Origin of the sequence: Tabrizicola sp. (assembly GCF_022842145.1) — a bacterium.
In the GTDB taxonomy this organism is placed as follows: domain Bacteria; phylum Pseudomonadota; class Alphaproteobacteria; order Rhodobacterales; family Rhodobacteraceae; genus Tabrizicola.
Map to the genome: position 1 here is coordinate 398,767 of NZ_JALHQD010000001.1, position 23,500 is coordinate 422,266.

General features: G+C 66.3%; 26 protein-coding genes. 14 read left to right on the forward strand and 12 right to left on the reverse strand.

The features are described 5' to 3' along the window. Positions 1–22: 22 nt before the first annotated feature. From Q0C42_RS02030 to Q0C42_RS02050, 5 genes are all read left to right on the forward strand, one after another. Positions 23–694, forward strand: coding sequence for a cell division ATP-binding protein FtsE (locus Q0C42_RS02030; RefSeq protein WP_295071222.1), 672 nt, complete (start codon positions 23–25; stop codon positions 692–694). Then, positions 691–1,587 (forward strand): FtsX-like permease family protein, encoded by an 897-nt coding sequence (locus Q0C42_RS02035; RefSeq protein WP_295071224.1) that lies wholly within the window; start codon positions 691–693, stop codon positions 1,585–1,587. The genes Q0C42_RS02030 and Q0C42_RS02035 overlap by 4 nt, the downstream gene beginning before the upstream one ends. Continuing rightward, positions 1,584–2,309, forward strand: a complete 726-nt coding sequence (locus Q0C42_RS02040; protein ID WP_295071226.1) for a 1-acyl-sn-glycerol-3-phosphate acyltransferase — start codon at positions 1,584–1,586, stop codon at positions 2,307–2,309. The genes Q0C42_RS02035 and Q0C42_RS02040 overlap by 4 nt, the downstream gene beginning before the upstream one ends. After that, positions 2,309–2,632 (forward strand): TfoX/Sxy family protein, encoded by a 324-nt coding sequence (locus Q0C42_RS02045; protein WP_295071229.1) that lies wholly within the window; start codon positions 2,309–2,311, stop codon positions 2,630–2,632. The genes Q0C42_RS02040 and Q0C42_RS02045 overlap by 1 nt, the downstream gene beginning before the upstream one ends. A gap of 88 nt (positions 2,633–2,720) precedes the next feature. After that, positions 2,721–3,326 (forward strand): pyridoxamine 5'-phosphate oxidase family protein, encoded by a 606-nt coding sequence (locus Q0C42_RS02050; RefSeq protein WP_295071232.1) that lies wholly within the window; start codon positions 2,721–2,723, stop codon positions 3,324–3,326. Between the two features lie 200 nt (positions 3,327–3,526). On the opposite strand, the gene Q0C42_RS02055 is transcribed toward Q0C42_RS02050, so the two are convergent. From Q0C42_RS02055 to maiA, 5 genes are all read right to left on the reverse strand, one after another. Further along, positions 3,527–4,012, reverse strand: a complete 486-nt coding sequence (locus Q0C42_RS02055; RefSeq protein WP_295071234.1) for a hypothetical protein — start codon at positions 4,010–4,012, stop codon at positions 3,527–3,529. Continuing rightward, on the reverse strand, positions 4,009–4,323 hold the full coding sequence (locus Q0C42_RS02060) for a multidrug efflux SMR transporter (protein ID WP_295071237.1): 315 nt from the start codon (positions 4,321–4,323) through the stop codon (positions 4,009–4,011). The genes Q0C42_RS02055 and Q0C42_RS02060 overlap by 4 nt, the downstream gene beginning before the upstream one ends. Then, complete coding sequence (locus tag Q0C42_RS02065; RefSeq protein ID WP_295071240.1) at positions 4,320–5,279, reverse strand: acetyl-CoA carboxylase carboxyltransferase subunit alpha; 960 nt, start codon at positions 5,277–5,279, stop codon at positions 4,320–4,322. Before Q0C42_RS02065 ends, Q0C42_RS02060 begins: the two co-directional genes overlap by 4 nt. Before the next feature lie 115 nt (positions 5,280–5,394). After that, a complete protein-coding gene (locus tag Q0C42_RS02070; RefSeq protein ID WP_295071243.1) occupies positions 5,395–5,856 on the reverse strand; it encodes a MarR family winged helix-turn-helix transcriptional regulator in 462 nt (153 codons plus the stop codon). A 46-nt stretch (positions 5,857–5,902) separates the two neighbouring features. Continuing rightward, positions 5,903–6,541, reverse strand: coding sequence for a maleylacetoacetate isomerase (gene maiA, locus Q0C42_RS02075; protein WP_295071246.1), 639 nt, complete (start codon positions 6,539–6,541; stop codon positions 5,903–5,905). A gap of 125 nt (positions 6,542–6,666) precedes the next feature. Between maiA and hmgA the strand changes: the two genes are divergently transcribed. Both hmgA and fahA read left to right on the forward strand, forming a co-directional pair. After that, positions 6,667–8,022, forward strand: a complete 1,356-nt coding sequence (hmgA, locus tag Q0C42_RS02080; protein WP_295071249.1) for a homogentisate 1,2-dioxygenase — start codon at positions 6,667–6,669, stop codon at positions 8,020–8,022. Positions 8,023–8,078: 56 nt separating this feature from the next. Next, a complete protein-coding gene (fahA, locus tag Q0C42_RS02085; RefSeq protein ID WP_295071252.1) occupies positions 8,079–9,329 on the forward strand; it encodes a fumarylacetoacetase in 1,251 nt (416 codons plus the stop codon). 172 nt (positions 9,330–9,501) lie between these two features. On the opposite strand, the gene Q0C42_RS02090 is transcribed toward fahA, so the two are convergent. The 3 genes from Q0C42_RS02090 to Q0C42_RS02100 form a co-directional block, all read right to left on the reverse strand. Then, a complete protein-coding gene (locus Q0C42_RS02090; protein ID WP_295071255.1) occupies positions 9,502–10,269 on the reverse strand; it encodes a FadR/GntR family transcriptional regulator in 768 nt (255 codons plus the stop codon). A 103-nt stretch (positions 10,270–10,372) separates the two neighbouring features. Beyond that, positions 10,373–11,029, reverse strand: coding sequence for an OmpA family protein (locus Q0C42_RS02095; protein ID WP_295071258.1), 657 nt, complete (start codon positions 11,027–11,029; stop codon positions 10,373–10,375). A gap of 118 nt (positions 11,030–11,147) precedes the next feature. Then, positions 11,148–11,978: a methylated-DNA--[protein]-cysteine S-methyltransferase gene (locus Q0C42_RS02100; protein ID WP_295071261.1), complete on the reverse strand. Its 831-nt coding sequence runs from the start codon at positions 11,976–11,978 to the stop codon at positions 11,148–11,150. 169 nt (positions 11,979–12,147) lie between these two features. On the opposite strand from Q0C42_RS02100, the gene nth reads away from it, so the two are divergent. Beyond that, a complete protein-coding gene (gene nth / locus Q0C42_RS02105) occupies positions 12,148–12,792 on the forward strand; it encodes an endonuclease III (protein ID WP_295071264.1) in 645 nt (214 codons plus the stop codon). Further along, positions 12,789–13,772 carry an adenosine kinase gene (locus Q0C42_RS02110; protein WP_295071268.1) on the forward strand — a complete coding sequence of 328 codons (984 nt, stop codon included), beginning with the start codon at positions 12,789–12,791 and terminating at the stop codon, positions 13,770–13,772. The genes nth and Q0C42_RS02110 overlap by 4 nt, the downstream gene beginning before the upstream one ends. Here Q0C42_RS02110 and selD read toward each other — a convergent pair. Beyond that, complete coding sequence (gene selD / locus Q0C42_RS02115) at positions 13,769–15,946, reverse strand: selenide, water dikinase SelD (RefSeq protein WP_295071271.1); 2,178 nt, start codon at positions 15,944–15,946, stop codon at positions 13,769–13,771. The genes Q0C42_RS02110 and selD overlap by 4 nt on opposite strands. A 108-nt stretch (positions 15,947–16,054) precedes the next feature. Here selD and Q0C42_RS02120 point away from each other — a divergent pair, with 108 nt between their 5' ends. Beyond that, complete coding sequence (locus Q0C42_RS02120; RefSeq protein ID WP_295071273.1) at positions 16,055–16,516, forward strand: GNAT family N-acetyltransferase; 462 nt, start codon at positions 16,055–16,057, stop codon at positions 16,514–16,516. Here Q0C42_RS02120 and Q0C42_RS02125 read toward each other — a convergent pair. Beyond that, the gene (locus Q0C42_RS02125; protein ID WP_295071276.1) at positions 16,492–17,550 is read right to left on the reverse strand and encodes an FAD-binding oxidoreductase; all 1,059 of its coding nucleotides are present in this window, start codon (positions 17,548–17,550) and stop codon (positions 16,492–16,494) included. The two genes, Q0C42_RS02120 and Q0C42_RS02125, sit on opposite strands and share 25 nt — an antisense overlap. A 44-nt stretch (positions 17,551–17,594) precedes the next feature. Between Q0C42_RS02125 and mnmD the strand changes: the two genes are divergently transcribed. The 3 genes from mnmD (at position 17,595) to rlmH (ending at position 19,403) form a co-directional block, all read left to right on the forward strand. Further along, positions 17,595–18,263, forward strand: coding sequence for a tRNA (5-methylaminomethyl-2-thiouridine)(34)-methyltransferase MnmD (mnmD, locus tag Q0C42_RS02130; RefSeq protein ID WP_295071279.1), 669 nt, complete (start codon positions 17,595–17,597; stop codon positions 18,261–18,263). A 340-nt stretch (positions 18,264–18,603) separates the two neighbouring features. Beyond that, positions 18,604–18,933: a ribosome silencing factor gene (gene rsfS / locus Q0C42_RS02135; protein ID WP_295072805.1), complete on the forward strand. Its 330-nt coding sequence runs from the start codon at positions 18,604–18,606 to the stop codon at positions 18,931–18,933. After that, positions 18,933–19,403 carry a 23S rRNA (pseudouridine(1915)-N(3))-methyltransferase RlmH gene (rlmH, locus tag Q0C42_RS02140; RefSeq protein ID WP_295071282.1) on the forward strand — a complete coding sequence of 157 codons (471 nt, stop codon included), beginning with the start codon at positions 18,933–18,935 and terminating at the stop codon, positions 19,401–19,403. The genes rsfS and rlmH overlap by 1 nt, the downstream gene beginning before the upstream one ends. Positions 19,404–19,470: 67 nt before the next feature. On the opposite strand, the gene Q0C42_RS02145 is transcribed toward rlmH, so the two are convergent. Then, positions 19,471–20,802: an amidase gene (locus Q0C42_RS02145; RefSeq protein ID WP_295071285.1), complete on the reverse strand. Its 1,332-nt coding sequence runs from the start codon at positions 20,800–20,802 to the stop codon at positions 19,471–19,473. A 78-nt stretch (positions 20,803–20,880) separates the two neighbouring features. Between Q0C42_RS02145 and Q0C42_RS02150 the strand changes: the two genes are divergently transcribed. Then, positions 20,881–22,110 carry a UbiH/UbiF/VisC/COQ6 family ubiquinone biosynthesis hydroxylase gene (locus tag Q0C42_RS02150; RefSeq protein ID WP_295071289.1) on the forward strand — a complete coding sequence of 410 codons (1,230 nt, stop codon included), beginning with the start codon at positions 20,881–20,883 and terminating at the stop codon, positions 22,108–22,110. Here Q0C42_RS02150 and Q0C42_RS02155 read toward each other — a convergent pair. Then, the gene (locus tag Q0C42_RS02155; RefSeq protein ID WP_295071292.1) at positions 22,046–23,419 is read right to left on the reverse strand and encodes a cation:proton antiporter; all 1,374 of its coding nucleotides are present in this window, start codon (positions 23,417–23,419) and stop codon (positions 22,046–22,048) included. The two genes, Q0C42_RS02150 and Q0C42_RS02155, sit on opposite strands and share 65 nt — an antisense overlap. Positions 23,420–23,500 lie beyond the last annotated feature (81 nt).

Here is a 23,500-nt window from a genome sequence, read left to right on the forward strand (position 1 = left end):
CAGCGGGCAGCAGGGGACAACCGTGATCAGCTTCGAGAACGTGGCCTACAGCTATGGCGGGGGCGAACTTCTGTCGGACGTCTCGCTGAAACTGGCCCCCGGGTCGTTCCATTTCCTGACCGGCCCCTCGGGCGCGGGCAAGTCCACCTTCCTCAAACTCGCCTATGCCGAACTCAGGCCCACCACGGGCCGCGTCACCCTGTTCGACAACGACGTGACCAGACTTTCGCGCGACGACGTGGCCCGCACCCGCCGCCGCATCGGCATCGTGCACCAGGACTGCAAGTTCCTCGACCACATGACGCTGGCCGCCAACATGGCCCTGCCCTTCACCGTCTCCGACCGGGAAAGCGACCCGCAGGACATGGAGGACCTTCTCGGCTGGGTCGGCCTCAAGCATCTCGCCGACGCCCTGCCCCCGCAGCTGTCCGGAGGCGAACGCCAGCGCGCCGCCCTCGCCCGCGCCGTCATCGTCGACCCCGACGTGATCCTGGCCGACGAACCCACCGGCAACGTCGACTGGGAGATGTCGCTCCGCATCCTCACGCTCCTTGTGGAACTGAACAAGATGGGCAAGACCATCCTTGTCGCCACCCACGACCTGAACCTGATCCGCCAGGCCAAGGCCCAGATCCAGGCCCGCGTCCTGCGCATCGCCAAGCACCGCGTCCAGCTTGCGGGGGCCGATCTGTGAGGTTCCCGACCGCCAAACCCGCCTCCCCCGCCACCCGCGCCCTTGAAGTCGTCCCGCCCTCCGGCCCCACCGCCTGGCTCACGACCTTCACCGCCGGCGCGATGACCTTCCTCTGCGTCTTCGCCCTCGCCCTCTCGCTCGCCTCCGGCCGCCTCGCGACCCGCTGGTCCGAGGCGCTGGCCAAGACCGCCACCATCCGCCTCTCCGCGCCCGAGGAACAGGTCCAGATCCAGACCGATGCGATCCTCGCCACCCTGGCCACCACCCCCGGCATCGCCAGCTACCGCCTGATCGACGACGACGAGACGCGCCAACTCCTTGAACCCTGGTTCGGCCCCGGCCTGCCCGTCGAGGCCCTGCCGATCCCCCGCCTGATCGAGGTCGTGGAAGCCGATCCGCCCTATGATTCCGAGGGCCTGCGCCAGCGCCTGACGGCCGAGGCCCCCGGCGCAGTCCTTGACGACCACACCCGCTGGCGCCGTCCGCTGGCCGAGGCTGCCAGCCGGATCCGCCTCCTCGGTGTCCTCTCCATCGTGCTGATCGGGGTGACGATGGCGGCGATGATCACCCTTGCGGCCCGCGCCGCACTGGCCACCAACGCGCAAGAGATCCGCGTCCTGCGCCTTGTCGGCGCCAAGGACAGCTACATCGCCCGCGCCTTCGTCCGCCGCTTCACCCTCCGCACCCTGGGCGGGGCCGCGATCGGTGCCGCGCTTGGCCTTCTGGGTGTCGCCGCCCTGCCCGCCGCCGACGCCGCCGGTGGCTTCCTGACCGGCCTTGGCTTCATCGGCTGGGGCTGGCTCTGGCCCTTGGCGCTCCCGCCGCTGGCCGCTATCCTGGCTTTCCTCGCCACCCGCCGCGCCGCCTTCCAGAAGCTGAGAGAGCTGACATGACCCCGATCCGCTGGCTCCTCTCGCCGGTCTTCGTCGTGCAGATGTATCTCGCGATGGCCGTGATCGCCGTCGTCTTCGCGCCTTGGGCGCTCTTCTCCCGCACCGGCGCGCGCGCCGCCTGCAAGACCTACTGCCGCTGGGTGATCTTCACGCTCCGCCTCCTCTGCGGCACCCGCTGCGAGGTCCGGGGCACACCCCCGACCGGCGAGGCCGTCATCGCCGCCAAGCACCAAAGCTTTCTCGACATCATCCTGATCTTCAACGCCGTCCCTGCCGGCAAGTTCATCATGAAGCGGGAACTGATCTACACCCCCTTCCTTGGCCAGTACGCGTTGAAGATCGGCTGCGTCCCGGTCAACCGCGGCAAGCGCGGCGCTGCGATCACCAAGATGAAGGCCGACGTCGCCGCCGGGGCGGCCGAACCCGGCCAGCTCATCATCTACCCGCAAGGCACCCGCGTCGCACCCGGCGCGACCCTCCCGTACAAGGTCGGCACCGGCCTTCTCTACGAACAGCTTGGCCAGCCTTGCGTCCCGGTCGCCGCCAATGTCGGCCTCTTCTGGCCCAAGCGCGGCATCCTGCGCAAACCCGGCCTCGCCGTGGTCGAATTCCTCGACCCCATCGCGCCGGGCGTGAAAGTGCAGGAGTTCATGGCCCGCCTGGAAACCGAGATCGAAACCCACTCCAATCGCCTGATGGCGGAAGCCGGGTTCCGCGCCTGATGGGCAGCAAGGCCCAGACCATCGCCCACCTCCTCGACGCCCTTGCTCCGCTGCCCCTGTCGACCCGCAAGATGTTCGGCGAATACGCGCTTTACCTCGACGGCAAGGTTGTCGCCCTGGTCTGCGATGACCAGCTCTTCCTGAAGCCCACCCCGAGCGCGCAGACCGCACTGCCGGATTGCCCTGCGGGCCACCCCTATCCCGGCGCAAAGCTTCATCTTCTTGTCACCGACGCGCTGGATGATCCCGAGCGGGTCGTCCTCGCACTCAGGGCCATCGCAACCGACCTGCCCGATCCAAAGCCGAAGCGACCCAAGCCTTGACGCACCAGCCCTTTCACATTTGCCCAAATATCCCACGGGAGGTCCGGAGGGTGTGAAACCCTCCGGGGCCAGCCAAAGGCGACACGATATGAATTGGATCAGCACCCTCGACGACCTCCACAGCCACTACGGCCACCCGGCCGAGGCCGCGACACTCAAGGTCACGCCGCATCTCACCCCGGCCTACCGCGCCTGGCTCGACCGCTCCCGCTTCTGCGTCCTGACGACCGTGGGACCCGAAGGCACCGACGGCTCACCGCGGGGCGACGACGGCCCCGTCGTGACGGTTCTCGACCCGCAGACGCTGGCGCTGCCCGACTGGCACGGCAACAACCGCATCGACAGCCTGCGCAACATCCTCCGCGACGGTCGCGTCAGCCTGATGTTCCTGATTCCCGGCGCGAACAACGCGCTCCGGGTGGACGGCACCGCCCGCCTGACCGCAGGCGCTGATCTTCGCAGCCGGTTCCAGCGCGACGGCAAGCAGCCCCGCACCGTCATCGTGATCCGCATTGCCGAGGTCTACTCCCAATGCGCCCGCGCGCTGATCCGCTCGGCCCTCTGGACCTCCGGCGACCAGAGCCAAGGACTGCCCACGGTCGGAGACATGCTGCGCGAGATCAGCGAAGGGGGGATCGATGGCAAGGCCTACGACGCCGACTGGCCGGGCCGGGCCGCCCTGACGATGTGGTGAAACCGCTCTTCGGGGACTTCGTCCCTCATCGCTGACCGGCCCGCGACGAGAAGACGAAGTCTCACAGGCACGTCACCCACCTGCGAGGAGAAGTCGAAGACGCACGACGAGCAGCACCGCAGCGGTTAACAGATCCTGAACGCCTACGGACAAACTATTGAAATCATTAAGTCGGGATAAGCGCCCACGCGTGGCGCAGATCAACTCAGCGGGCAGTCCGCCACCTCGACATCCAGCGCCAGCGTCGCCTCCGGCCCGTATCCCAACCCAGAGACGTTGATATACAAGGCCCCCGTTTCGGCCCAGACTTCGGTGACCTTCATCGTCGTCCCCGCCGGATCGACCGCCACCTTCTCGAACAGGGCGCAGTCCGTCTCGAACCGCAGCACGTACCCATTGAACCGAGCCCCGTAGAACCGCCCGATCCCCTTCGGATAGCTCAGCTCGATCCGCGTCGGCCCGATCTCCACCGCCACCGGCACGACATCCAGCCCCCCGGTGAATCCCTCCGGTCCCAGCCCGAACTCGGTCCCCTGCCCGACCGTCACCGTCCGCCCCCGCGCGACCAGCAGAGGCGTCTCCCGCAGGTCCCAGGTTTCCACGTTGAAGGTGACCAGCCGCCCGTCCAGCGCGCCGCCCGCAGCCGGAGCTGCCAGCAGGGCCGCCAGCAGCAGCCACCGGATCATGCGAACTTCAGCGCGGCGATCCCGGCAAGGATCAGCATCACCCCCGTCACCCGCATCAGGTTGACCGGTTCATTGAACAGGAACACCGCCGCGATGGCCGTGCCCACGGCCCCGATTCCGACCCAGACCGCATAGGCCGTCCCCACCGGCAGTGTCTTCATCGCCACGGACAACAGGTAAAACGACCCGAGCGCCAGCACGATCGTGACCACCGACGGAACCAGCTTCGTGAACCCGTCCGAGTACTTCAAACCCAGCGCCCAGCACGTCTCCATCAGCCCGGCGATGACGACGATAATCCAGGGATTCAAGCCGCGAGCCCTTTCGAGCCCATCTCGACGAACTTCTGCCGCCGGTCCTTGACCAAAGCCTCGCGCTTCTTGCCGGTCAGCTCGCCCAGCATCGCCTCGATCGCCTTGCCAACCGCGTCCACCGTGTCTTTCGGCGCACGCTGAGCCCCGCCCAGGGGCTCCTTCACGATGCGGTCGATGATCCCCAGCTTCTGCAGATCCTGCGCCGTCAGCCGCAAGGCCTCGGCTGCTTCGCGCATCTTCTCGGCATCCTTCCAGAGGATCGAGGCGCAGCCCTCGGGCGAGATCACCGAATAGACCGAATGCTCCAGCATCGCGACCCGGTTCGCCGTGGCAAAGGCCACCGCGCCGCCCGAGCCACCCTCGCCGATCACCACCGAGATAAGCGGCACGCCGATGGCAAGGCACTTTTCGGTCGAGCGTGCGATGGCCTCGGCCTGTCCACGTTCCTCGGCCCCTTTGCCGGGATAGGCGCCGGCGGTGTCGATCAGCGTGATCACCGGGATGCGGAACCGGTCGGCCAGGTCCATCAGGCGGATCGCCTTGCGATAGCCCTCGGGCCGAGCCATGCCGAAATTGCGCTGGATGCGGGATTTGGTGTCATTGCCCTTTTCATGCCCGATGATCATCACGGGCTGGTCGTTGAACCGCGCAAGGCCCCCGATGACCGCATGATCGTCGGCAAAGGCCCGATCGCCGGCCAGACTGGTGAACTCGGTGAAAAGCTGCTCGATGTAGTCCTGGCAATGCGGCCGGTCCGGGTGACGCGCCACCTGGCACTTCTGCCACGCAGTCAGGTTCTTGTAGAGATCGCGCAGCGCAGTGTCCGCCTTGCGGTCCAGCGCTTCGGCCTCTTTGGACACATCCATTCCCGGACTGGTCTTCGCCATCGCGCGAAGCTCTTCGGCCTTGCCTTCGATGTCGGCGAGAGGCTTTTCAAAGTCGAGATACTGCATGGCGCTTCCTTTTCGGGACCGCCTCTATATGCCCGCGGCAATGGGCTGATGCAACTCGGCAAGATTTGAGTGCGCGGTCAAGGGCACGAGGGCGGAGACCGGTGCCGTCGTGGGATCATTCGTCGTTGCTGTAGGACGTGTCAGGCTGACCGATCAGGCGACGCAGCAGGCCGTCCAGTTGTCGGGCGAGGTCCATCCCAAGTTCGGACCGCAGGGCGCTATCGTAGGCCAGGGCGCGCTTGCCCAGGTCGCTGAAGACCTCCGCACCACGACCCGTGAGTGACAGGATTTCAGCGCGCCGATCTGTCGGGCTGACGCTACGGAGAAGCAGGCCTTCAGCCTCAAGTGCGGCCACGGCACGACTGACCTTGGTCTTTTCAGTATGGGTGACAGTGCAGATGTCGCGAGCGGTCATGGCACCGAACTTGCCCAGATTGGCCAGCACCCGCCACTGCGTGCGCGTCAGGCCGTAAGCTGCCTTGTAGCTGGCCTGGAAGGACCGTGACGTGGCCTCGGCCGCCTGATTGAGGAGGTAGGGGAGGAAGCGTTCAAGGTCGAAATCCGCGGGGTCTGGCATGGCGTCATCCTTGGCGTCGTCGGACCGTGGCACAGGTGTGGGCAAGTCACGTTTGCGGTTTCACACGGTCGGGATGGGCGGCGGCGAAGGCCGTCAGCGCCACTGCCCGTTCCGCGACAGCAGCCAGTCGGGGATACGGGGACAGGTCCACACCCCAGCGCCGGGCGTTGTAAAGTTGCGGAATGAGACAGATGTCGGCCAGGCCTGGCGCCTCGCCGTGGCAGAAGGACAGGGCAGGACCCTGGGAGAGGAGACCTTCGAACCCTTCAAGGCCGAGGGCGATGAAATGGAGCATCCAGCCCTCCATCGTGGCGGAACCGCCGAGGGAGACGGCATGGCGTGCCACGCGGAGGTTGCAGACCGGCTGCGTCTCCATCGCGATGGCATGGGCCAGTGCGCGAGCCCTGGCTCGGGCGGCAGGCTGCTTGGGCAGGAAGCCGGCGGCACGTGTCTCGTCGAGGTATTCCAGGATGGCAAGGGACTGGGTGAGACGGAGGCCGTCGATTTCCAGCACCGGAACCAGGCCTTGGGGGTTGACTGCAAGATGGTCAGTGCTGCGCTGGTCGCCCGTTCCGAGGTCGATGGCTCGCGTAGCGTACTCAAGTCCTAGCAAATTCAGGGCAATGCGCACGCGGTAGGCCGAGGAGGAACGCCAGTAATCGTGAAGAAGGATGCTGTCCTGCATGGGATCGGCCTTCGGCAAGGGAGAGCTGAAGGTCAGGATTATCTTGACTTGGTTGCATGTGCAACTATTATCGTGAGGTAAGCGAAGGCCCTTCGGGTGGCCGCGCCCAGAGGCAGGAGGACCCCATGACCAGCCACAACTTGCCCGCGGGAATGATCCGCGCCGTGTCGTCTATTGGTCCCCATGCGGGGTATATGCCAGGCTTCGGAAATGATTTCGAAACCGAGGCGCTGCCGGGAGCACTGCCGCAGGGACAGAACAGCCCGCAGAAATGCGCTTACGGGCTTTATGCCGAACAGCTTTCCGGCTCGGCGTTCACCAAGCCGCACCCCGAGCGGACATGGTGCTATCGCATCCGGCCAAGCGTGAAACACACCACGCGGTTCGAGAAGATCGACTTGCCGCTGTGGAAATCCGCACCGCATATCCTGCCCGATGTGATTTCGCTGGGCCAGTATCGCTGGGATCCGGTCCCGCACGCTTCTGAAGACCTGACCTGGATCACCGGGATGCGAACGGTAACCACCGCGGGGGATGTGAACACTCAGACGGGGATGGCCTCGCACGTCTACCTTGTGACCAAGTCGATGGAGGATGAGTATTTCCATTCGGCCGATGGCGAGTTGCTGGTCGTCCCGCAGGAAGGTCGGCTTCGGTTCTGCACCGAATTGGGGATCATCGACGTGGAGCCCAAGGAGATCGTCCTGCTGCCACGGGGGCTGGTCTACCGGGTGGAGGTGCTGGACGGCCCAGCGCGGGGCTTTGTCTGCGAGAACTACGGCGTGCCCTTCACGCTGCCCAATCGGGGACCCATCGGGGCGAACTGCCTCGCCAACCCGCGGGATTTCAAGACGCCCGTCGCAGCCTTCGAGGACCGCGACGCCACGTCCGTCGTGGTGATGAAGTGGTGCGGCCGGTTCCACCGGACGCGCATCGATCACAGCCCGCTGGACGTGGTGGCCTGGCACGGGAATTACGCGCCGTGGAAATATGATCTGCGGACCTATTCGCCGGTCGGGGCGATCCTGTTCGACCATCCAGACCCGTCGATCTTCACCGTATTGACCGCGCCCAGCGGGTGGGAGGGGACGGCGAACATCGACTTCGTGCTGTTCCGCGAACGTTGGCTGGTGGCGGAAAACAGCTTCCGGCCGCCCTGGTACCACAAGAACGTCATGTCCGAGCTGATGGGCAACATCTACGGCATCTACGACGCGAAACCGAAGGGGTTCGTGCCGGGTGGCATGTCCCTGCACAACTGCATGTTGCCGCACGGACCGGACCGGAATGCCTTTGAGGGCGCGTCGAATGCTGCGCTGAAGCCGGAGAAGCTGGACGAGACGATGAGCTTCATGTTCGAGACGCGCTTCCCGCAGCATCTGACGGAATGGGCGGCGAAGGCGGCTCCGTTGCAGGACGATTACATCGACTGCTGGGCAAGCCTGGAGAAGAAGTTCGACGGGACGCCGGGCGTCAAGTGACAGTGGCGGACCGAGGGCTTCACCCCTCAAGGTTTTTGCAGAAGGAAGGATGCGGGATGCTGCTTCGCTCATGGATCGAGAGCGCGAATGCGCCGGACCATCCGTTTCCGCTCAACAACCTGCCCTGCGGGGTTTTCTCGACAACCGGGGAGGAGCCGCGCTGTGGCGTGGCGATCGGCGACTATGTGCTGGACGTAAGCAGTCTGGAGGAGACGGGTGGGCTGTCCCTTCCGGGCGGCCCGCTGCTTGATGTGCCGTTCTGGAACGAGCTGATGGAGGCGGGTCCGCAGGCCTGGGCGGCCTTGCGGAACCGGTTAACCGAAGTGCTGGCCGAGGGCGCTGACGACAGGGCGGTGGTGGAACCGCATCTGGTGCCGCGGGCTGAGGTCGTGCTGCACATGCCCTTTCTGGTCAGCGAATACACCGATTTCTATGCCGGGCGGCACCATGCGACCAATGTGGGCACGATGTTCCGGGGGGCGGAGAATGCACTGCCGCCGAACTGGTTGCATATTCCGATCGGGTATAACGGGCGGGCGTCGTCTGTTGTCGTGTCGGGCACGCCTGTCCGCAGACCCTGGGGGCAGGTCAAAGGGCCGGACCATGCGGCCCCGGCCTTCCAGCCCTCGCGTCGGTTTGACATCGAGCTTGAGCTGGGGGCAGTCGTGGGCACTCCCTCGGACGGGCCAGTGACCGTGGCCGAGGCGGATGCGATGATCTTTGGCTATGTGCTTTTGAACGATTGGTCGGCGCGCGACATCCAGGCTTGGGAGTATCAACCGCTGGGTCCGTTCCAGGCCAAGGCGACAGCCACCACGATCAGCCCCTGGATCGTCATGAAGGCAGCGCTGGAGCCGTTCCGCTGTTCCACCCCGCCCCGCGAAGTGCCGCTGCTGCCACATCTGCAGGAGCCGGGGCCGATGCTGTATGACATCGCGCTAGAGGTGGCCCTGCAGCCGGAATGTGGGGTCGAGGCCGTGATCGCGCGGACGAATTATGCCGAGATGTACTATTCCGCCGCGCAGCAGCTGGCGCATCACACCACCAGCGGCTGCCCGATGAATACGGGGGATCTGCTGGGATCGGGGACGATTTCCGGGCCCACGAAGGACAGCCGCGGCAGCCTTCTGGAACTATCCTGGGGCGGCAAGGAGCCCATCGCCATCGCTGGTGGAACGCGGACTTTTATCGAAGACAATGACACCCTTTCCTTGCGCGGAGGGTGTCGGGGGGACGGGTACATGATCGGGTTCGGCGACTGCGTGGGGAAGGTACTCCCGGCGCTGGCTGACCCATATGCAAGGTAAGAACCGGGCTGCCCGCCAAGACGCTCGCGCCGCTGTAGATCAGTGTAAGTCCAGACAGCGCCACGTACTCGTCGTCATCAAGCTTTAGACGCCGCGCGATCGTCGTGGCTGCGCACACCGGGCGCACGCCTGATCCGGGGTTGCTTCGTCGTCGCCTGGCCCCACTATGCAGTCACCGGCTGGCTTCATGTTCCAGACGCTGGCGGGCGATGGATTCGTGCTTCTCGGCGCGCATCTGGTCGTGGAACGCCTGCTCGACATAGGCCATATGGGCGGCAATCGCCGTTCGCGCCGCCGCAGGGTCCCGGGCCTGGATCGCGGCGTTGATCGCCCGGTGCTGATCCAGCAGCTGGTCCCGGGTCATGCGGTTCTTGAACATCACCTGGCGATTGTAGAAGACGCCTTGCCGCAAGAGATCGAACATCGACCGCAACATGTGCAGCATGATGACGTTGTGGCTGGCCTCGATGATGGCCATGTGGAACTCGGCATCCAGTTGCGCCTCGTCCGAAGGATCTCGCTTCTGGTGAGCGACCTCCATCTTGCGATAGATGGTGTCGATCAGCTTCAGGTCGGTTTCGGAGCCGAACGTCGCCGCCCGTTCCGCGGCAAGTCCCTCCATGTCGCGGCGAAAGCTGATGTAATCGAAGACCGCTTCCTCATGGGTCGAGAAAAGCTGGGTCAGCGCCGGAGAGAAGGCCGACCCCAGGACCTCGGCCACGAAGATGCCTGACCCCGCCCGGCTGACCAGAAGCCCGCGCTCGGCGAGGTCGGCGATGGCATCGCGCAGCGACGGGCGCGAGACACCCATCTTGTCGGCGAGATCGCGTTCCGATGGCAGGCGTTCGCCCGGGCGCAGGATGCCGCGCAGGATCAGTTGCTCGATCTGGCGGACGACCGTGCTCGACAGCTTCTCGGGCGTAACTTTCAGGAATGGCATGGCGGACCCTGGTTTTGGTCCGGAAATATGACCGATTCAGCCGGAATCACAATGGAAAAGGGGCCAGCCCAAGCTGACCCCTTTTGTCTTAGATACGCCGCGATCAGCGGGTCGGACGGATGATGATCTCGACCCGGCGGTTCTTGGCGCGGCCGTCCGGCGTCAGGTTCGACGCGACGGGCTGATCCTCGCCCCGACCAAAGGCCGCGACACGGCTGCCGGGCACGCCGCCCTCACGCAGCACGCTGGCGACCGACACGGCGCGGCGCTGCGACAGGTCCTGGTTATAGGCGGCGCTGCCGGTGTTGTCGGTGTGGCCGATCACCTCGATCCGGCTGTTCGGGTAGCGCAGGAGGCTGGCCGCCACGGTATTCAGGTCGGCGCGCAGGTCCGGACGGACCGAGGCGCTGTCGGTGGCGAACAGCAGGTCCTGCGGCATGTTCACGATCAGGTATTCGCCGGTGTTCGTGACCGAGATGTTCGAGTTCAGCGAGCCGCGCAGTTCGGCCGCCTGACGGTCAAGGTCGGCGCCGATGATGGCACCGGTTCCCGCGCCCAAAGCGCCGCCGATGATCGCACCCTTCAGCTCGTCGCCGTCGCCGGCAACGGCGACACCAGCCACGGCGCCGGTCAGGCCACCGATGATCGCGCCCTGGCGCTGACGCGCATTCGGATCGTCCGGGAAGGCATTCGGGTCGACGCAGGCAGTCAGGGACAGAGTGCCGGCCACAGCCAGGATCAGGGGGGTCTTCATCATCATTTTTGCTCTCGCCTCAAGTGTTCGCCCATTGGTGGGCCTTTGCACAGACCCGTGCCACAATACACCAACGGCGTCGAGAGGCAGGCGGTTCCCGCTGGCTTCGGCAGGGTTCCGCGCATCACAAATCTGTGCGAGCCGCCTCCCAGGCCAGCATCGCGCGCTTGCGGGGCAGTCCCCAGTGATAGCCGCCCAGGCCGCCGTCCCGTCGGAGCGCACGGTGGCAGGGGATCAGGAAGCTGATCGGATTGCGCCCGACCGCCGTGCCCACCGCCCGATGCGCCTGGGGGTGGCCGATGGCCCCGGCGATGTCGGCATAGGTGGTCACATGGCCGGTCGGGATCGCCAGCAGCGCCTCCCAGACCTTGATCTGGAACGGTGCGCCGATCAGGTGCAGGCTGGCGGCCCCGCCGCCAAAGGCCGCATCGACCATTGACCGTATCGCCAGCGGGTCCTCGGTGTAGGTGGCACGGGGCCAGCGGCGGACAAGGTCTTCCAATGCGGCCTCGGCGCCCACTTCGTCGGCGAAACCGATACCGCAGATGCCCTTCTGGGTGGCCATGACCAGAGCAGGGCCGAAGGGGCTGTCGAACCAGCCCCAGCGGATTTCCAACCCGTCTCCACCCCGGGCATACTCTCCCGGGGACATTGCCTCCCAGGTCAGGAACAGGTCGTGCAGCCGACCGGTGCCGGACAGTCCGGCCTCCAGCGCGGTGCCAAGCAGAGTGTGCCGTTCCGCCAGAAGCCGCCGCGCATGGCCAAGCGTGAGGTATTGCTGATAGCGCTTCGGGCTGACCCCGACCCACTGACTGAAGACGCGCTGGAAATGCGCCGGGCTCATCGTCATGCGTGCCGCGAGGTCTTCCAGGGTCAGCGCCGGACCAGTCGCGTCGATCACCTCCAGCGCGCGGGCGATCACCTGATAATGGTAGGCGGGGGATTGGTCGGTCATTGTCGCGCCCTCGGGATGTCTCTTCGTGCCACGTCGCCATCCTGCCGGAGGATTTTCCCAGAAGTGACGAAGGGGTCGACGAGCTTTCCACTGGTCTAGCTGCCCCGGCCCGTCTTCGCGACCCGTTTCCTGCGCTTGTCGCAAGCCCGGTTTCGTGGTGCAAGGAAGCATGACGCCACAACTCCCCTACTCCGCCCTGAAACAGGTCTTCGCGCGCTTTGCCGAGATCGAAGCCGAACCGAAGGGTGAACTGGAGCATGTGAACGCCTTCACGCTTCTGGTCGCGGTGGCGCTGTCGGCGCAGGCGACGGATGTCGGCGTGAACAAGGCGACCCGCAAGCTGTTCCAGATCGCCGACACGCCGCAGAAGATGCTGGATCTTGGGGAAGTGGCCCTAATCGAGCACATCAAGACGATCGGGCTGTTCCGCAACAAGGCGAAGAACGTCATCAAGCTGTCGCGCCTGCTGATCGACAATTTCGGCGGTGAGGTGCCCAGTTCCCGCGCCGCACTGGTCACCCTGCCGGGTGTCGGGCGCAAGACGGCGAACGTGGTCCTGTCGATGTGGTTCCACCACCCCGCACAGGCCGTGGACACCCATATCTTCCGCGTCGGCAACCGCACCGGCATCTGTCCCGGCAAGGACGAAACCGCCGTGGAGCGCGCCATAGAAGATAACGTGCCGGTGGAATATCAGCACCACGCGCATCACTGGCTTATCCTGCATGGCCGGTATATCTGCGTCGCACGCACACCAAAATGCGGCATCTGCCCGATCCGGGACTGGTGCCTTTACCCGGAGAAGACCGCATGAAGTCCTACCAGGTCGTCGGTATCGGCAATGCCATCGTCGATGTGTTCTCCTCGGCTGACGACAGCTTTCTGGACCTGATGGGCATCCAGAAGGGCATCATGCAGCTGGTTGAACGCGAGCGGGGCGAGCTGCTTTACGGCGCGATGACCAACCGGCAGCAGGCACCGGGCGGGTCGGTGGCGAACACCTTGGCCGGACTTGGCAACCTCGGGCTTTCGACCGCGTTCATCGGCCGTGTCCACGATGATGCACTGGGCCGCTTCTACGCCCAGACGATGGCGCAGGAGGGCACCGACTTCGTCAACCCTCCGGTCCCCGGCGGCGAACTGCCAACCTCGCGCTCGATGATCTTCGTTTCGCCCGATGGTGAGCGGTCGATGAACACCTACCTCGGGATTTCTTCCGAGCTTGGCCCCGACGATGTATCTGACAGCGTCGCGGGCAGCGCCGAGATCCTGTTCCTTGAGGGCTACCTTTACGACAAGCCGAAGGGCAAACAGGCCTTTGAACGTGCGGTGGACCTTTGCCACAAGGCGGGCGGCAAGGCCGGGATCGCCCTTTCCGACCCGTTCTGCGTCGACCGCCACCGCGACAGCTTCCGCACGCTGGTCAAGTCGCTCGATTATGTGATCGGCAACGAACACGAGTGGGCCTCGCTGTACCAGACCGACCTTTCGGCGGCGCTGGAGCAGGCCGCCCGCGACTCGGGACTGGTGGTCTGCACCCGGTCAGGCCACGACGTGATTGTCGTGCGCGGCGAGGAAGAGGCCATCGTGCCAGTCCGCCGCGTCGTCCCGGTCGATGCGACCGGCGCAGGCGACCAGTTTGCCGCCGGGTTCCTTTACGGCCTTGCCACCGGCCAGTCGCTTGCCACCTCGGGCCGGATGGGTTGCCTCGCTGCGGCCGAGGTCATTTCGCACTTCGGGGCGCGGCCGGAAACGGACCTCAAGGCGCTTTTCCGCAAGGAAGGGCTGATCTAGGTGACAGTCAGGTGAGGCGCCCCTGCGACCACCTCACCGATCACGGCCGCCTGATGCCCCGCGTTCCGCAAACGGGCAACCAGCACCGCCGCCTGCCCTGCCGGGACCGAGGCCAACAGCCCGCCACAGGTCTGCGGGTCGGTCAGTAGCGCGGATTTCGGGCCGGGTGGCGCAACCATACGCCAGCTGACCGCTGCAAGGTTCGCCGGTTGCAGCGAGGACCCCAGTCCGGCCGCCGCCAGATCCACCGCCCCGGCCAGCACAGGCACGTCGTCCAGCCGCAACTTCGCTGCCACAGAAGATGCCTCGAGCATCTCCAGAAGGTGCCCGGCCAGTCCGAAACCCGTCACATCCGTCATTGCCCGCGCCACCGGGCGCAGGATCGCCGCCGCCGTTCCTTGTGCGACCGACATCTGCGCGATGCAGTCGGCCCAGACTTCGCCCAACATGACCCCCGGCACCCGTGCCAGAGCCATCTCGGCGGCAAGGATCGTGCCAGAGCCAAGGGGCTTCGTCAGCACCAGCGCGTCGCCCGGCTGGGCACCGCCCTTGCCGATGTGCCGGTCCGCCAACCCGGTCACCGTGTAACCGATGGTCAGCTCCGCGCCCTCGGTCGAGTGCCCGCCCACCACATCCGCGCCCGCGGCGCGGAAGACCAGGCCGGCTTCCTCCATCACCTCGCGCAGCATCCGCGCCTGCAACTCCGGCCCCAGCGGCGGGAGCGTCACTTGCGCCAGTGCCACCTGCGGTGACGCCCCCATCGCCCAGACATCCCCCAGCGCATGGATCGCGGTCAGCCGAGCCATGAGCCGCGGATCGTTGCAGAAGGCACGCAGGTGGTCGGTGGTCAGCACCTGCAAACCATCCGACGTCTTCAGCACCGCTGCGTCGTCGCCCGGACCCGACAGCACATCACCCCGCACTGGCGCCGGCAGTGACCCGAGCGAGGAGGACAAGACCCCTGGCCCCAGCTTCGCCCCGCAGCCGCCGCAGAGCGGCTTTCCGGCAAGATGCGCCGCCAGCCCCTCGGTCGCCACCTTGGGGGCCGTCGGCCGCGCCATCACCGGGTAATCCTCGAACTTGGCCATGAAGTCCCTGTCGATCCGGTTCTTGAGGTCCCAGAACCGGGCGCCAGACAGGGCCACCCCCCATTTCTCGGCGACCGCCGCTTTCTTGCCCAGCGAGATCAGCTTCAGGTAATCCCCCTGCGGCCTGAACTCCTGCAGGGATTTTCCGGTCAATGCCGCCCGCAGGTTGGCGTGCAGCACCTTGGCGGCCCGCACCGCGAAGACCCCGGCCTTGGGCCTGGGGTCGCCCTCTATCCCGGCACAGTCACCGCTGGCAAAGACGAAGGGATCGGAGGTCCGCAGAGTGGCGTCCGTCACCAGGAACCCGTCCTGCACGCGCAATCCCGTTTGGGCCAACCATCCATGGGGCCGCGCGCCCGTGGCGGTCAGCGTGAAGTCCGATCCGATCTCTTCCCCGTTTTCCAGCAGAACGGACGCCGCGCGGACCTCCGCGACCTGCGTTCCAAGCCGCAGAACTACCCCCGCTGCCGTCAGCGGTTGTTCCAGAACCCGGCGCGCTGCGGGGGCAAGGGTGGGCAGGAACGCCTGCGCCCGGTCCAGAAGCGTGACCGTCGCGGCCCCGCCCAGTCGATGGGCGGAAGCTAACGCCAGTTCAACGCCGCCCAAACCCGCGCCCAGGATGACCACTTTGGGCTTTGCGGGCGCCAGAGCGACAAAGGTCTCCCATGCCTCGGCATACCGCGCCAGCGGCTTGGCGGCGACGGAATTCTCTGGCGCGCCCCGCAGCAAGGGCAGGTCCGAGGTGATCCCCACGTCGATGGCCGCAAGGTCGTAAGGCACGGGCCCGCGTCCCGCCAGATGGATCATCTTCGTCGCCGGGTCGATGCCCGTGGCCCGGTCCAGAATCACCCGCGCCCCGGCGAAACGGGCCAGGCGGACAAGGTCGATCATCAGTTCGTCACGCCGGTAGTGTCCCGCGATCAGCCCAGGCAACATGCCCGTGTAGGGCGCCACCGGATTGGGGTCGATCACCGTCAGCCGCGTCCCAGGCAAGGGGTCCATCCCCCACATCCGCAGGACCAGAGCATGGGCATGCCCGCCGCCGATCAGCACAAGGTCGCGGATCTGGGGATAGGCGGGGGTCATGCGGCGGTCCTGGGTTCGCTTTGCGGCAGGCTTAGCGGAACCCATCCGGAAAGGCGAGCCGCCGGGCCGCCTCTTGCGATCTGCCGAGACCAGCCGCACTCTGCGACGATGACACCGCAACTTGTCACCGAGGCCACTCTCTGGCCAGCAATCCTGAGGCTGCTGTCCGACGCCTTCGCCTCCATGGAAGGTCGGATCGACCCGCCCTCCTCATTGCGCGACCTGACGCCCGAGGCCTTGGCCCGGCAAACCGCGATGGGCGAGATCTGGATTATCGGTAAGCCCGTCGCATGCGTCTTCCTCACTCCCAGACCCGAGGCGCTTTATGTGGGCAAGCTTGCCGTGGCTGCCAATCATCGGGGCAAGGGTCTGGCACGGCGGCTTGTCGATCAGGCGGAAGCGCGGGCGCGGGCGTTGCGGCTGCCGACGCTGGAGTTGCAGACTAGGGTGGAGCTGGTGGAGAACCAGCGCGTCTTCACGGCGATGGGCTTTGTCGAGGTTGGTCGGACGGCCGATCCGGGATTTGACCGGCCCACCTCGATCACCTACCGGCGCGCCGTTTCCTTCTGAAGCAGGGTTTCCAGCGTGAACTCGGGCGGGATCGCGTCACGGCCCTCCAGCACCAGATCGGCCATGACTTCCGCCACCTTAGGCGCCATTCCGAAGCCGATCTTGAAGCCGCCGTTCGCCACGAAATGCCCCGACCTGCCCGGCCAGTGGCCCAGCACCGGCGCGCGGCTTGCGACCTTGGGACGAATCCCGGCCCACCGGTCGGAAACCGCAGCACCGGCCAAGGCGGGCACCGCAGCGACGGCCTTCGCATGCAGGGCGTCCAATTGGGCGTCCGGGCCATCGTCGGTCCACCTGGTTTCCGAGGTCGATCCGATGGCAACAGTCCCGTCGACATGAGGCACGATGTGCAGGCCGTCAGTGAAGAGCTGCGGCTGATCGCCCGCGTCGAACCGCAGCGACAGCGCCTGGCCCTTCACGCCCGAACCGACGGTCAATCCAAAGCTGCGCGACAGGTCCTGAAGTCCCGCAACGCCCGTGGCGTGGACCACGGCGCCGGTCTCCTCTGCCTCGCCAAGGATCAGCTCGGCCCCCAGTTCCTTCAGGGCACCCGTCAGCGCCGCCAAGCCCAGCCGGGGCGAAAGCCGGGCGGAGAGCGTGTCGCGGACCAGCCAGCCGGTGGGCGTCGCCGGCTCCCAGGGCGCGCCGCTGGCCGGGATTACTTGCCACTCGGCCCTGTCGCCCCAGACAAGCGCGGCATCGCCTTCACGGCGTCGAGCCGCCTGAACTGCTTTGTCATCGGCCAATGGCTGCAGCCTGCCAAGGCGCGCATAGCCCGAGGGCTGCCCCGAGGCTGCCTCTACCCCTGCCCACCAGTCCTGGGCCATCAGAAGGCTCTCCAGCTGAAAGGCTTTCTTCGCATTCCAGGCTTCCGGCACATGCGGCGACAGCGCCCCGACCAGCCCGCCCGACGAGCCCGCGCCCCAGGACCGCGTCTCGATCACCCGGACCTTCGCACCGCGCCCAAGGCAGGCCCAGGCGATGGACAAACCGAAGATCCCTCCGCCCCGGATCGTCACGTCGACGCTTGCCATTCTGCTGCCCCAAGACCATCACTCGGCGCAAAGGACTATCCCCGATGGCCAGCCCCGACCAGACCCCGATGCTTGACTGGCGCGACGAGACCATCCCTGTCTCGCGCCGGTTCGACGACCCTTACTTCTCGCTGGCGGGCGGGCTGGACGAGACGCGGCATGTCTTCCTGTCCGGGAACGGCCTGCCGGAACGGTTCCGCGACGGGTTCCGGATCGCGGAACTGGGTTTCGGCACCGGACTGAACCTTATGGCGGTGCTGCTGTCGCACCAGGGGCCGGGGCACCTTCACTACGCCAGTTTCGAGGCCTTTCCGATGGAAACGGCGGACATCGCACGCGCCCTGACCGCCTTTCCCGATGTCGCCGAGGTGGCCAAGCTCTTCCTGCGCCAATGGGCCACCGGGGCAACGGTGCTGGAATTTCCCGGCCTGACCGCCACCATCCATATCGGCGACGCGCGCGAGACGCTGGCCACCTGGGACGGAGCCGCCGACGCGTGGTTTCTGGACGGTTTCTCCCCCGCGAAGAACCCCGAACTCTGGTCACCCGAGCTGATGCAGGAGGTCGCCCGCCATACCGCGGCTGGGGGAACCTTCGCCACCTATACCGCCGCCGGTCATGTCCGCCGGGCGCTGGCCGAGGCGGGGTTCTCGGTCACGCGCAAGGCGGGATTCGGACGCAAGCGGCATATGACGACGGGCCTGCTGTCGTGACATTCGGCCACCACACTTGGCACTGCGCCGGACCTGTGCCCAGACGTGACTGACTGCAGATTGTCTGCCGATCGCTTGCCGACTCCCGGGGAACTGTCGCGTTGCGATATGATCTAGCCTTGCCAAGGGGCGGAATAAGGCGTAGCCGCCCGCCTTTGGTTGAGATTGGCCCGCCCCGGTGCTAGGCTTGACCAATCGGCCCGGCGCGGGGGCCTTTCGTCCGCGCTTTCCCCTGGAGGACCTGGTCCTGTCGCATTCTGATCCCGCTACCGGCCTTCCCGTCGGTCCGCGCCCGAAAACCGCTGATGCCGCCTCGCAGGACTACAGCTCCGAGGACGTTCTGGCCCTGGTTCTGAAGTCCGTCGATGACGACAAGGCCGAGGAGATCGTGCAGATCGACCTTCGCGGTCGGTCGGACGTGGCCGATTACATGGTCATCTGCTCGGGGCGTTCGTCCCGGCAGGTCGGCTCGATTTCCGAAAAGCTGGCCGACCGGCTGAAGCAGGAATTGCGGATCAACGTCCGCATGGAAGGCAAGGAGACCGGCGACTGGGTGCTGATCGACGCAGGCGATGTCATCGTCCACGTCTTCCGTCCGGAAGTGCGCGACTTCTACCAGCTTGAAAAGATGTGGCTTCCGGCGGGCTCGACTCTCGCTGCAAAGGCCTGATGCGCCTGCATCTCTGCGCCGTGGGCCGCCTGCGGGCGGGACCGGAGCGGGAACTGGTGGACGGTTACCTCCAGCGGCTGGACCGGACGGGCCGACCGTTGGGCCTGGGTCCTGCGACCGAGCATGAGGTCGAGGACAGGAAGGGCGGCGGCATGGCGGCCGAGGGCGCGTTGCTGTCGCGTGTGATCCCCGATGGCGCCGCACTGGTCGTGCTGGACGAACGGGGCAAGACGCTCTCCAGCCCCGAATTCGCGCAGGCGCTGGCCGGATGGCGCGACGGCGGACGGCAAGACGCGGCTTTCGTCATCGGCGGAGCGGACGGCGTGGACCCCACCTTGCGCGGCCGCGCTGACCTTGCGATCAGTCTTGGACGCATGGTCTGGCCGCACATGCTGGTCCGCGTGATGCTGGCCGAGCAGCTTTACCGCGCGGCGACGATTCTGGCCGGGTCGCCCTATCACCGGGTGTGAGACATCCCCCCTGTGATGTCCTTCGCTCCACTAGGGACCAGGCCGCAGTCCAACCAGAAGCATCCCGCTAAAGCAGCGCCCGTTCCGCAGCCGCACCCAGCCGCAGCAATCGCGCGTCTTCCCCTGCCGCCGCCATCAGGCTGATACCGCAAGAGGGCTGCGACGTCGGCAACGTCAGGACGCAGAGCCCAAGCATGTTGCCGATACGGGTGTTGCGAAGCGCAAGCAGGTTCTCGGCCACATAGTAGGCGTCGTCCGTCATCAGACGGCTCGCGTCGGGTGGCAGGATCGGAGAGGTCGGCAGAATCACGGCGTCATAGCCGGCCGCGCGCTCGGCCCAGATGGCACGGAGCTTCTGCAGCCGCCGCGCGGCCGCGACATAGTCCACCGCACTGATCTGGCCCCCCGTGCGGAAGCGGTCGAGGATGCGCGGGAACATCTTCTCCGGCGCGGCCTCGATTGTCTCATTCCAGGTCCCGTACGCTTCTGCCGGACAAAGCACTCCCGCCAGGGCCACGGCCTCGGCGGCCTCAGGAGCCGCAATGCGATGGATCTGCGCTCCGGCCTTGGCAAAGCGCCGGATGGCATCTTCAAACCCCTGGGCGGGTCGTTCGCGCACATCGTCCAGGGCCAGGGTTTCCAGGACTGCAAGGCGGACCCCGGTCAGGCTTGCCCCGCCAAGATCGGCCGCGGCATTGCCGCTTAGGGCTGCCAGCAGCAGGTTGCAGTCTTCGACCGAATGGGCAAGCGGGCCCACGGTATCAAGGGTTTCGAACAGCGGCACCACACCCTGCAGCGACAAGCTTCCCGCCGTCGTCTTCAGTCCGACCAGATCATTCCAGGCGGCGGGTATCCGCACCGAACCCCCGGAATCCGAGCCGATGGCCGCAGGAGCCAGCCCGAAAGCCACCGAGGCCGCCGCACCCGAGGACGATCCGCCGGGCACCGCCCGCTCGTCGTTCAGGCAAGGCGGCGTGGCCGTCACCGGGTTCAAGCCGAGACCCGAGAACGCCAGTTCCGACATGTGCGTCTTGCCCAGACAGACCAAGCCCTGCAACGTCGCGGTTTCAAGGACTGCGGCATCGCGCTCCGGCGTCCGGCCCTTCAACAGTGCAGACCCCGCCTCGGTTGCCACGCCCGCCGTGTCGAACAGGTCCTTCCAGCTGACCGGCACCCCGTCCAGCAGCCCCTTGCGGAGACCCGCCTTGGCCCGAGCCGCCGCCGCCATCGCCTCGCCCCGTGCCCGAGCCGCCGTGGCACGGGCATAGATGCGTCCGGCCAGCGGGTGGCTGTCGATCCGGTCCAGGAAGAACTCGGTCAGCTCGACCGGATTGATCCGGCCCGTCCCGATCTCGCGACCAAGCTCGGCCGCAGTCATATGTGCCCAGGTTCCGCTCATCCTGCCCCCCGTTTTGCACCAAGGGTAGCGGCTTGGCGACGCATGGACAATCCGTTCCAAGGGGGCCAAGAAAGAGGCATGACCTGGAACACCGATATCCTGATCGCCGGTGGCGGACTGAACGGTCCGGCCCTGGCCCTGGCGCTGGCGCAAGGCGGCTTCAGGGTCACCGTAGTCGATTCCCGTGCCGCGCCGGACCGGGCCGAGGCCGGCTTCGACGGGCGCGCCTATGCTTTGGCGATTGCATCCGTGCGGCTTTTGCAGGCGATCAAAGTCTGGGACAGCGTCGCCGACAAGGCGCAGCCGATGCTGGAGATCAAGGCCTCGGACGGCCGCGCGGGCGAAGGGGCCGCCCCCTTCTTCCTGCACTTCGACGCTTCCGAGATCGAGGAAGGCCCGGTGGGCCACATGCTGGAGGACCGCTACCTTTATGCGGCCTTCCTGCAGGCGATGCAGCAGACTCCGGGGATCACCCTCCTGTCCGGCGAAACCGTGGTGGCGCAGGACGTGACGACCGAGGGGGTCACCGTGACACTCGCGTCGGGCCGCAAGCTTGCGGCGGCGCTTCTGATCGGTTGCGACGGTCGCGGGTCGGGCACGGCCCAGCGTGCTGGCATCCGCCGGGTCGGCTGGGGCTACGGGCAGACCGCGCTGGTTACCGCGATCCGGCACGAACACGACCATCAGGGCATCGCACAGCAGTTCTTCATGCCCTCTGGCCCGCTGGCGATCCTGCCGCTGAAGGGCGGCCATCATTCCAGCATCGTCTGGAGCGAGACCGATGCCAATGCCGCCGCGATCCAGGCTCTTCCGGATGCCGAGTATCTGGAGGCTTTGCGCCCCCGTTTCGGCGATTTCCTGGGCGAGATCAGTTTTGCCGGTGCGCGCTTCACCTATCCCCTGTCCCTGTCGCTGGCCGAGCATTTCACCGCCCCGCGCGTGGCGCTGGTCGGGGATGCCGCGCATGGGGTGCATCCGATTGCGGGCCAGGGGTTGAACCTTGGGCTTCGCGACGTCGCCGCCTTGGCCGAGGTCCTTATCCTTGCCCGCCGCCGCGGCGAAGAGCCGGGCAGCCCCGCTGCGCTGGAGGAGTATCAGCGCTGGCGGCGCTTTGATGCGACGGCTCTGGCCCTTGGGATGGACACGGTGAATCGGGTGTTCTCCACTGACAACCCGATCCTGCGCCTGGGGCGCGACCTTGGCATGGGGATCGTGAACGCCGTGCCGGGCCTCCGCCGCGGCTTCATGCGGCAGGCGGCAGGCCTGACGGGAGAGCTGCCGAAGCTTCTGACGGGGCGCCAGATCTAGCCGATTGCTCGTCGCTGACGGCCTCACCAGACGCGCCGTCCTCGCGATGAGGAGACGAAGTCGAACGAAGAGCCTCCGCCTTCCGCGCCTCGCGGCGGTCCAGAATGTGGAAGAGAAGCGGGTTGGCTAGGATCGAGATCATCGCTCCGGCAACCACAAGGTCCCTCGCCTCGGGCCGCACGATGTCAAGCGTGACGGCCATCGTGATCAGAATGAACGAAAACTCCCCGATCTGAGCCAGGCTTGCCGCAATGGTCAGGCCCTTGTCGTGCTCATGTCCGAAGGCGCGCACGATGTAATAAGCCGCGAGCGACTTGACGAAGATGATGATCAGGACCGTACCGACCAGGGCCAGGGGTGCTTCAAGGATGATAGCGGGATTGAACAGCATCCCGACCGAAACGAAAAACAGGACCGCGAATGCGTCGCGCAGGGGCAAGGTCTCGCGCATGGCCTGCTGTGACAGCGTCGACGACGACATCACCATACCGGCAAAGAAGGCACCAAGCGCGAAAGAAACGCCGAAGAAGTGCGTGGCGCCATAGGCAACCCCCAATGCGATCGCCAGGACCGACAGGCGGAAAAGCTCCCGCGAGCGGGTTTGCGACACGAAGTGCAGCACCCACGGCACGACGCGTTGGCCCACGATCAGCATCAGCGCCACAAACGCCGCAGCCTTCGCCAGAGTGATCATCACCGTTGCGGCGATCGGCCCGATGCCGATGTTGCTGGTCACCTCGGCCACCGCCTCGGCCTCCTCGGCGACCGGCACCGCGGTGCCACCCAGAAGCCCCGCGAGCGGCGGGATCAGCACCAGGGAGATCACCATGACCAGGTCCTCGACGATCAGCCAGCCCACGGCGACGCGGCCCTTGTCCGTGGTGACCAGGTCACGGTCCTGCAGCGCGCGCAGCAGCACCACGGTCGACGCGACCGAAAGTGCAAGACCAAAGATCAGTCCCGCCCCCAGGCTCCACCCCATGGCCCATCCCATTGCGGTCCCGAAGGCGGTGGCTACGGCAATCTGTCCCAAGGCGCCCGGTACGGCGATGGCCCTGACTGCCATAAGGTCCCGTGGCGAGAAGTGCAGCCCGACCCCGAACATCAGCAGGATCACCCCCAACTCGGCCAGTTCGGTGGCAAGCTTCATGTCCGCGACATAGCCCGGCGTAAACGGTCCGATGACCACACCCGCCAGCAGATACCCAGCGATCAGCGGCAGCTTCAGGCGTTGCGCCAGAAGGCCGAACAGGAACGCGAGGCCGAAGCCGGCAACGAGGGTGGTGATCAGGGGCGTTTCGTGGGGCAATGCTTCATGGACCTTTCCGGTGCACTCGGCAAAGCCGGGCGCGACCAAATGCGTTTCTGGGAATTGTGTCAGGAGACAATG

Bases quoted from the DNA above. Each gene is read 5' to 3' on its own strand.
- Q0C42_RS02110 (WP_295071268.1), top strand. From the start codon at position 12,789: ATGAAGTCCTACCAGGTCGTCGGTATCGGCAATGCCATCGTCGATGTG.
- Q0C42_RS02145 (WP_295071285.1), bottom strand. From the start codon at position 20,802: ATGAGCGGAACCTGGGCACATATGACTGCGGCCGAGCTTGGTCGCGAG.
- Q0C42_RS02095 (WP_295071258.1), bottom strand. From the start codon at position 11,029: ATGATGATGAAGACCCCCCTGATCCTGGCTGTGGCCGGCACTCTGTCC.
- Q0C42_RS02100 (WP_295071261.1), bottom strand. From the start codon at position 11,978: ATGACCGACCAATCCCCCGCCTACCATTATCAGGTGATCGCCCGCGCG.
- selD (WP_295071271.1), bottom strand. From the start codon at position 15,946: ATGACCCCCGCCTATCCCCAGATCCGCGACCTTGTGCTGATCGGCGGC.
- Q0C42_RS02065 (WP_295071240.1), bottom strand. From the start codon at position 5,279: ATGCAGTATCTCGACTTTGAAAAGCCTCTCGCCGACATCGAAGGCAAG.
- fahA (WP_295071252.1), top strand. From the start codon at position 8,079: ATGCTGCTTCGCTCATGGATCGAGAGCGCGAATGCGCCGGACCATCCG.
- Q0C42_RS02125 (WP_295071276.1), bottom strand. From the start codon at position 17,550: ATGGCAAGCGTCGACGTGACGATCCGGGGCGGAGGGATCTTCGGTTTG.
- rlmH (WP_295071282.1), top strand. From the start codon at position 18,933: ATGCGCCTGCATCTCTGCGCCGTGGGCCGCCTGCGGGCGGGACCGGAG.
- Q0C42_RS02040 (WP_295071226.1), top strand. From the start codon at position 1,584: ATGACCCCGATCCGCTGGCTCCTCTCGCCGGTCTTCGTCGTGCAGATG.
- Q0C42_RS02120 (WP_295071273.1), top strand. From the start codon at position 16,055: ATGACACCGCAACTTGTCACCGAGGCCACTCTCTGGCCAGCAATCCTG.
- Q0C42_RS02050 (WP_295071232.1), top strand. From the start codon at position 2,721: ATGAATTGGATCAGCACCCTCGACGACCTCCACAGCCACTACGGCCAC.
- Q0C42_RS02055 (WP_295071234.1), bottom strand. From the start codon at position 4,012: ATGATCCGGTGGCTGCTGCTGGCGGCCCTGCTGGCAGCTCCGGCTGCG.
- Q0C42_RS02045 (WP_295071229.1), top strand. From the start codon at position 2,309: ATGGGCAGCAAGGCCCAGACCATCGCCCACCTCCTCGACGCCCTTGCT.
- maiA (WP_295071246.1), bottom strand. From the start codon at position 6,541: ATGCAGGACAGCATCCTTCTTCACGATTACTGGCGTTCCTCCTCGGCC.
- Q0C42_RS02090 (WP_295071255.1), bottom strand. From the start codon at position 10,269: ATGCCATTCCTGAAAGTTACGCCCGAGAAGCTGTCGAGCACGGTCGTC.
- nth (WP_295071264.1), top strand. From the start codon at position 12,148: ATGACGCCACAACTCCCCTACTCCGCCCTGAAACAGGTCTTCGCGCGC.
- Q0C42_RS02150 (WP_295071289.1), top strand. From the start codon at position 20,881: ATGACCTGGAACACCGATATCCTGATCGCCGGTGGCGGACTGAACGGT.
- mnmD (WP_295071279.1), top strand. From the start codon at position 17,595: ATGGCCAGCCCCGACCAGACCCCGATGCTTGACTGGCGCGACGAGACC.
- hmgA (WP_295071249.1), top strand. From the start codon at position 6,667: ATGACCAGCCACAACTTGCCCGCGGGAATGATCCGCGCCGTGTCGTCT.
- Q0C42_RS02070 (WP_295071243.1), bottom strand. From the start codon at position 5,856: ATGCCAGACCCCGCGGATTTCGACCTTGAACGCTTCCTCCCCTACCTC.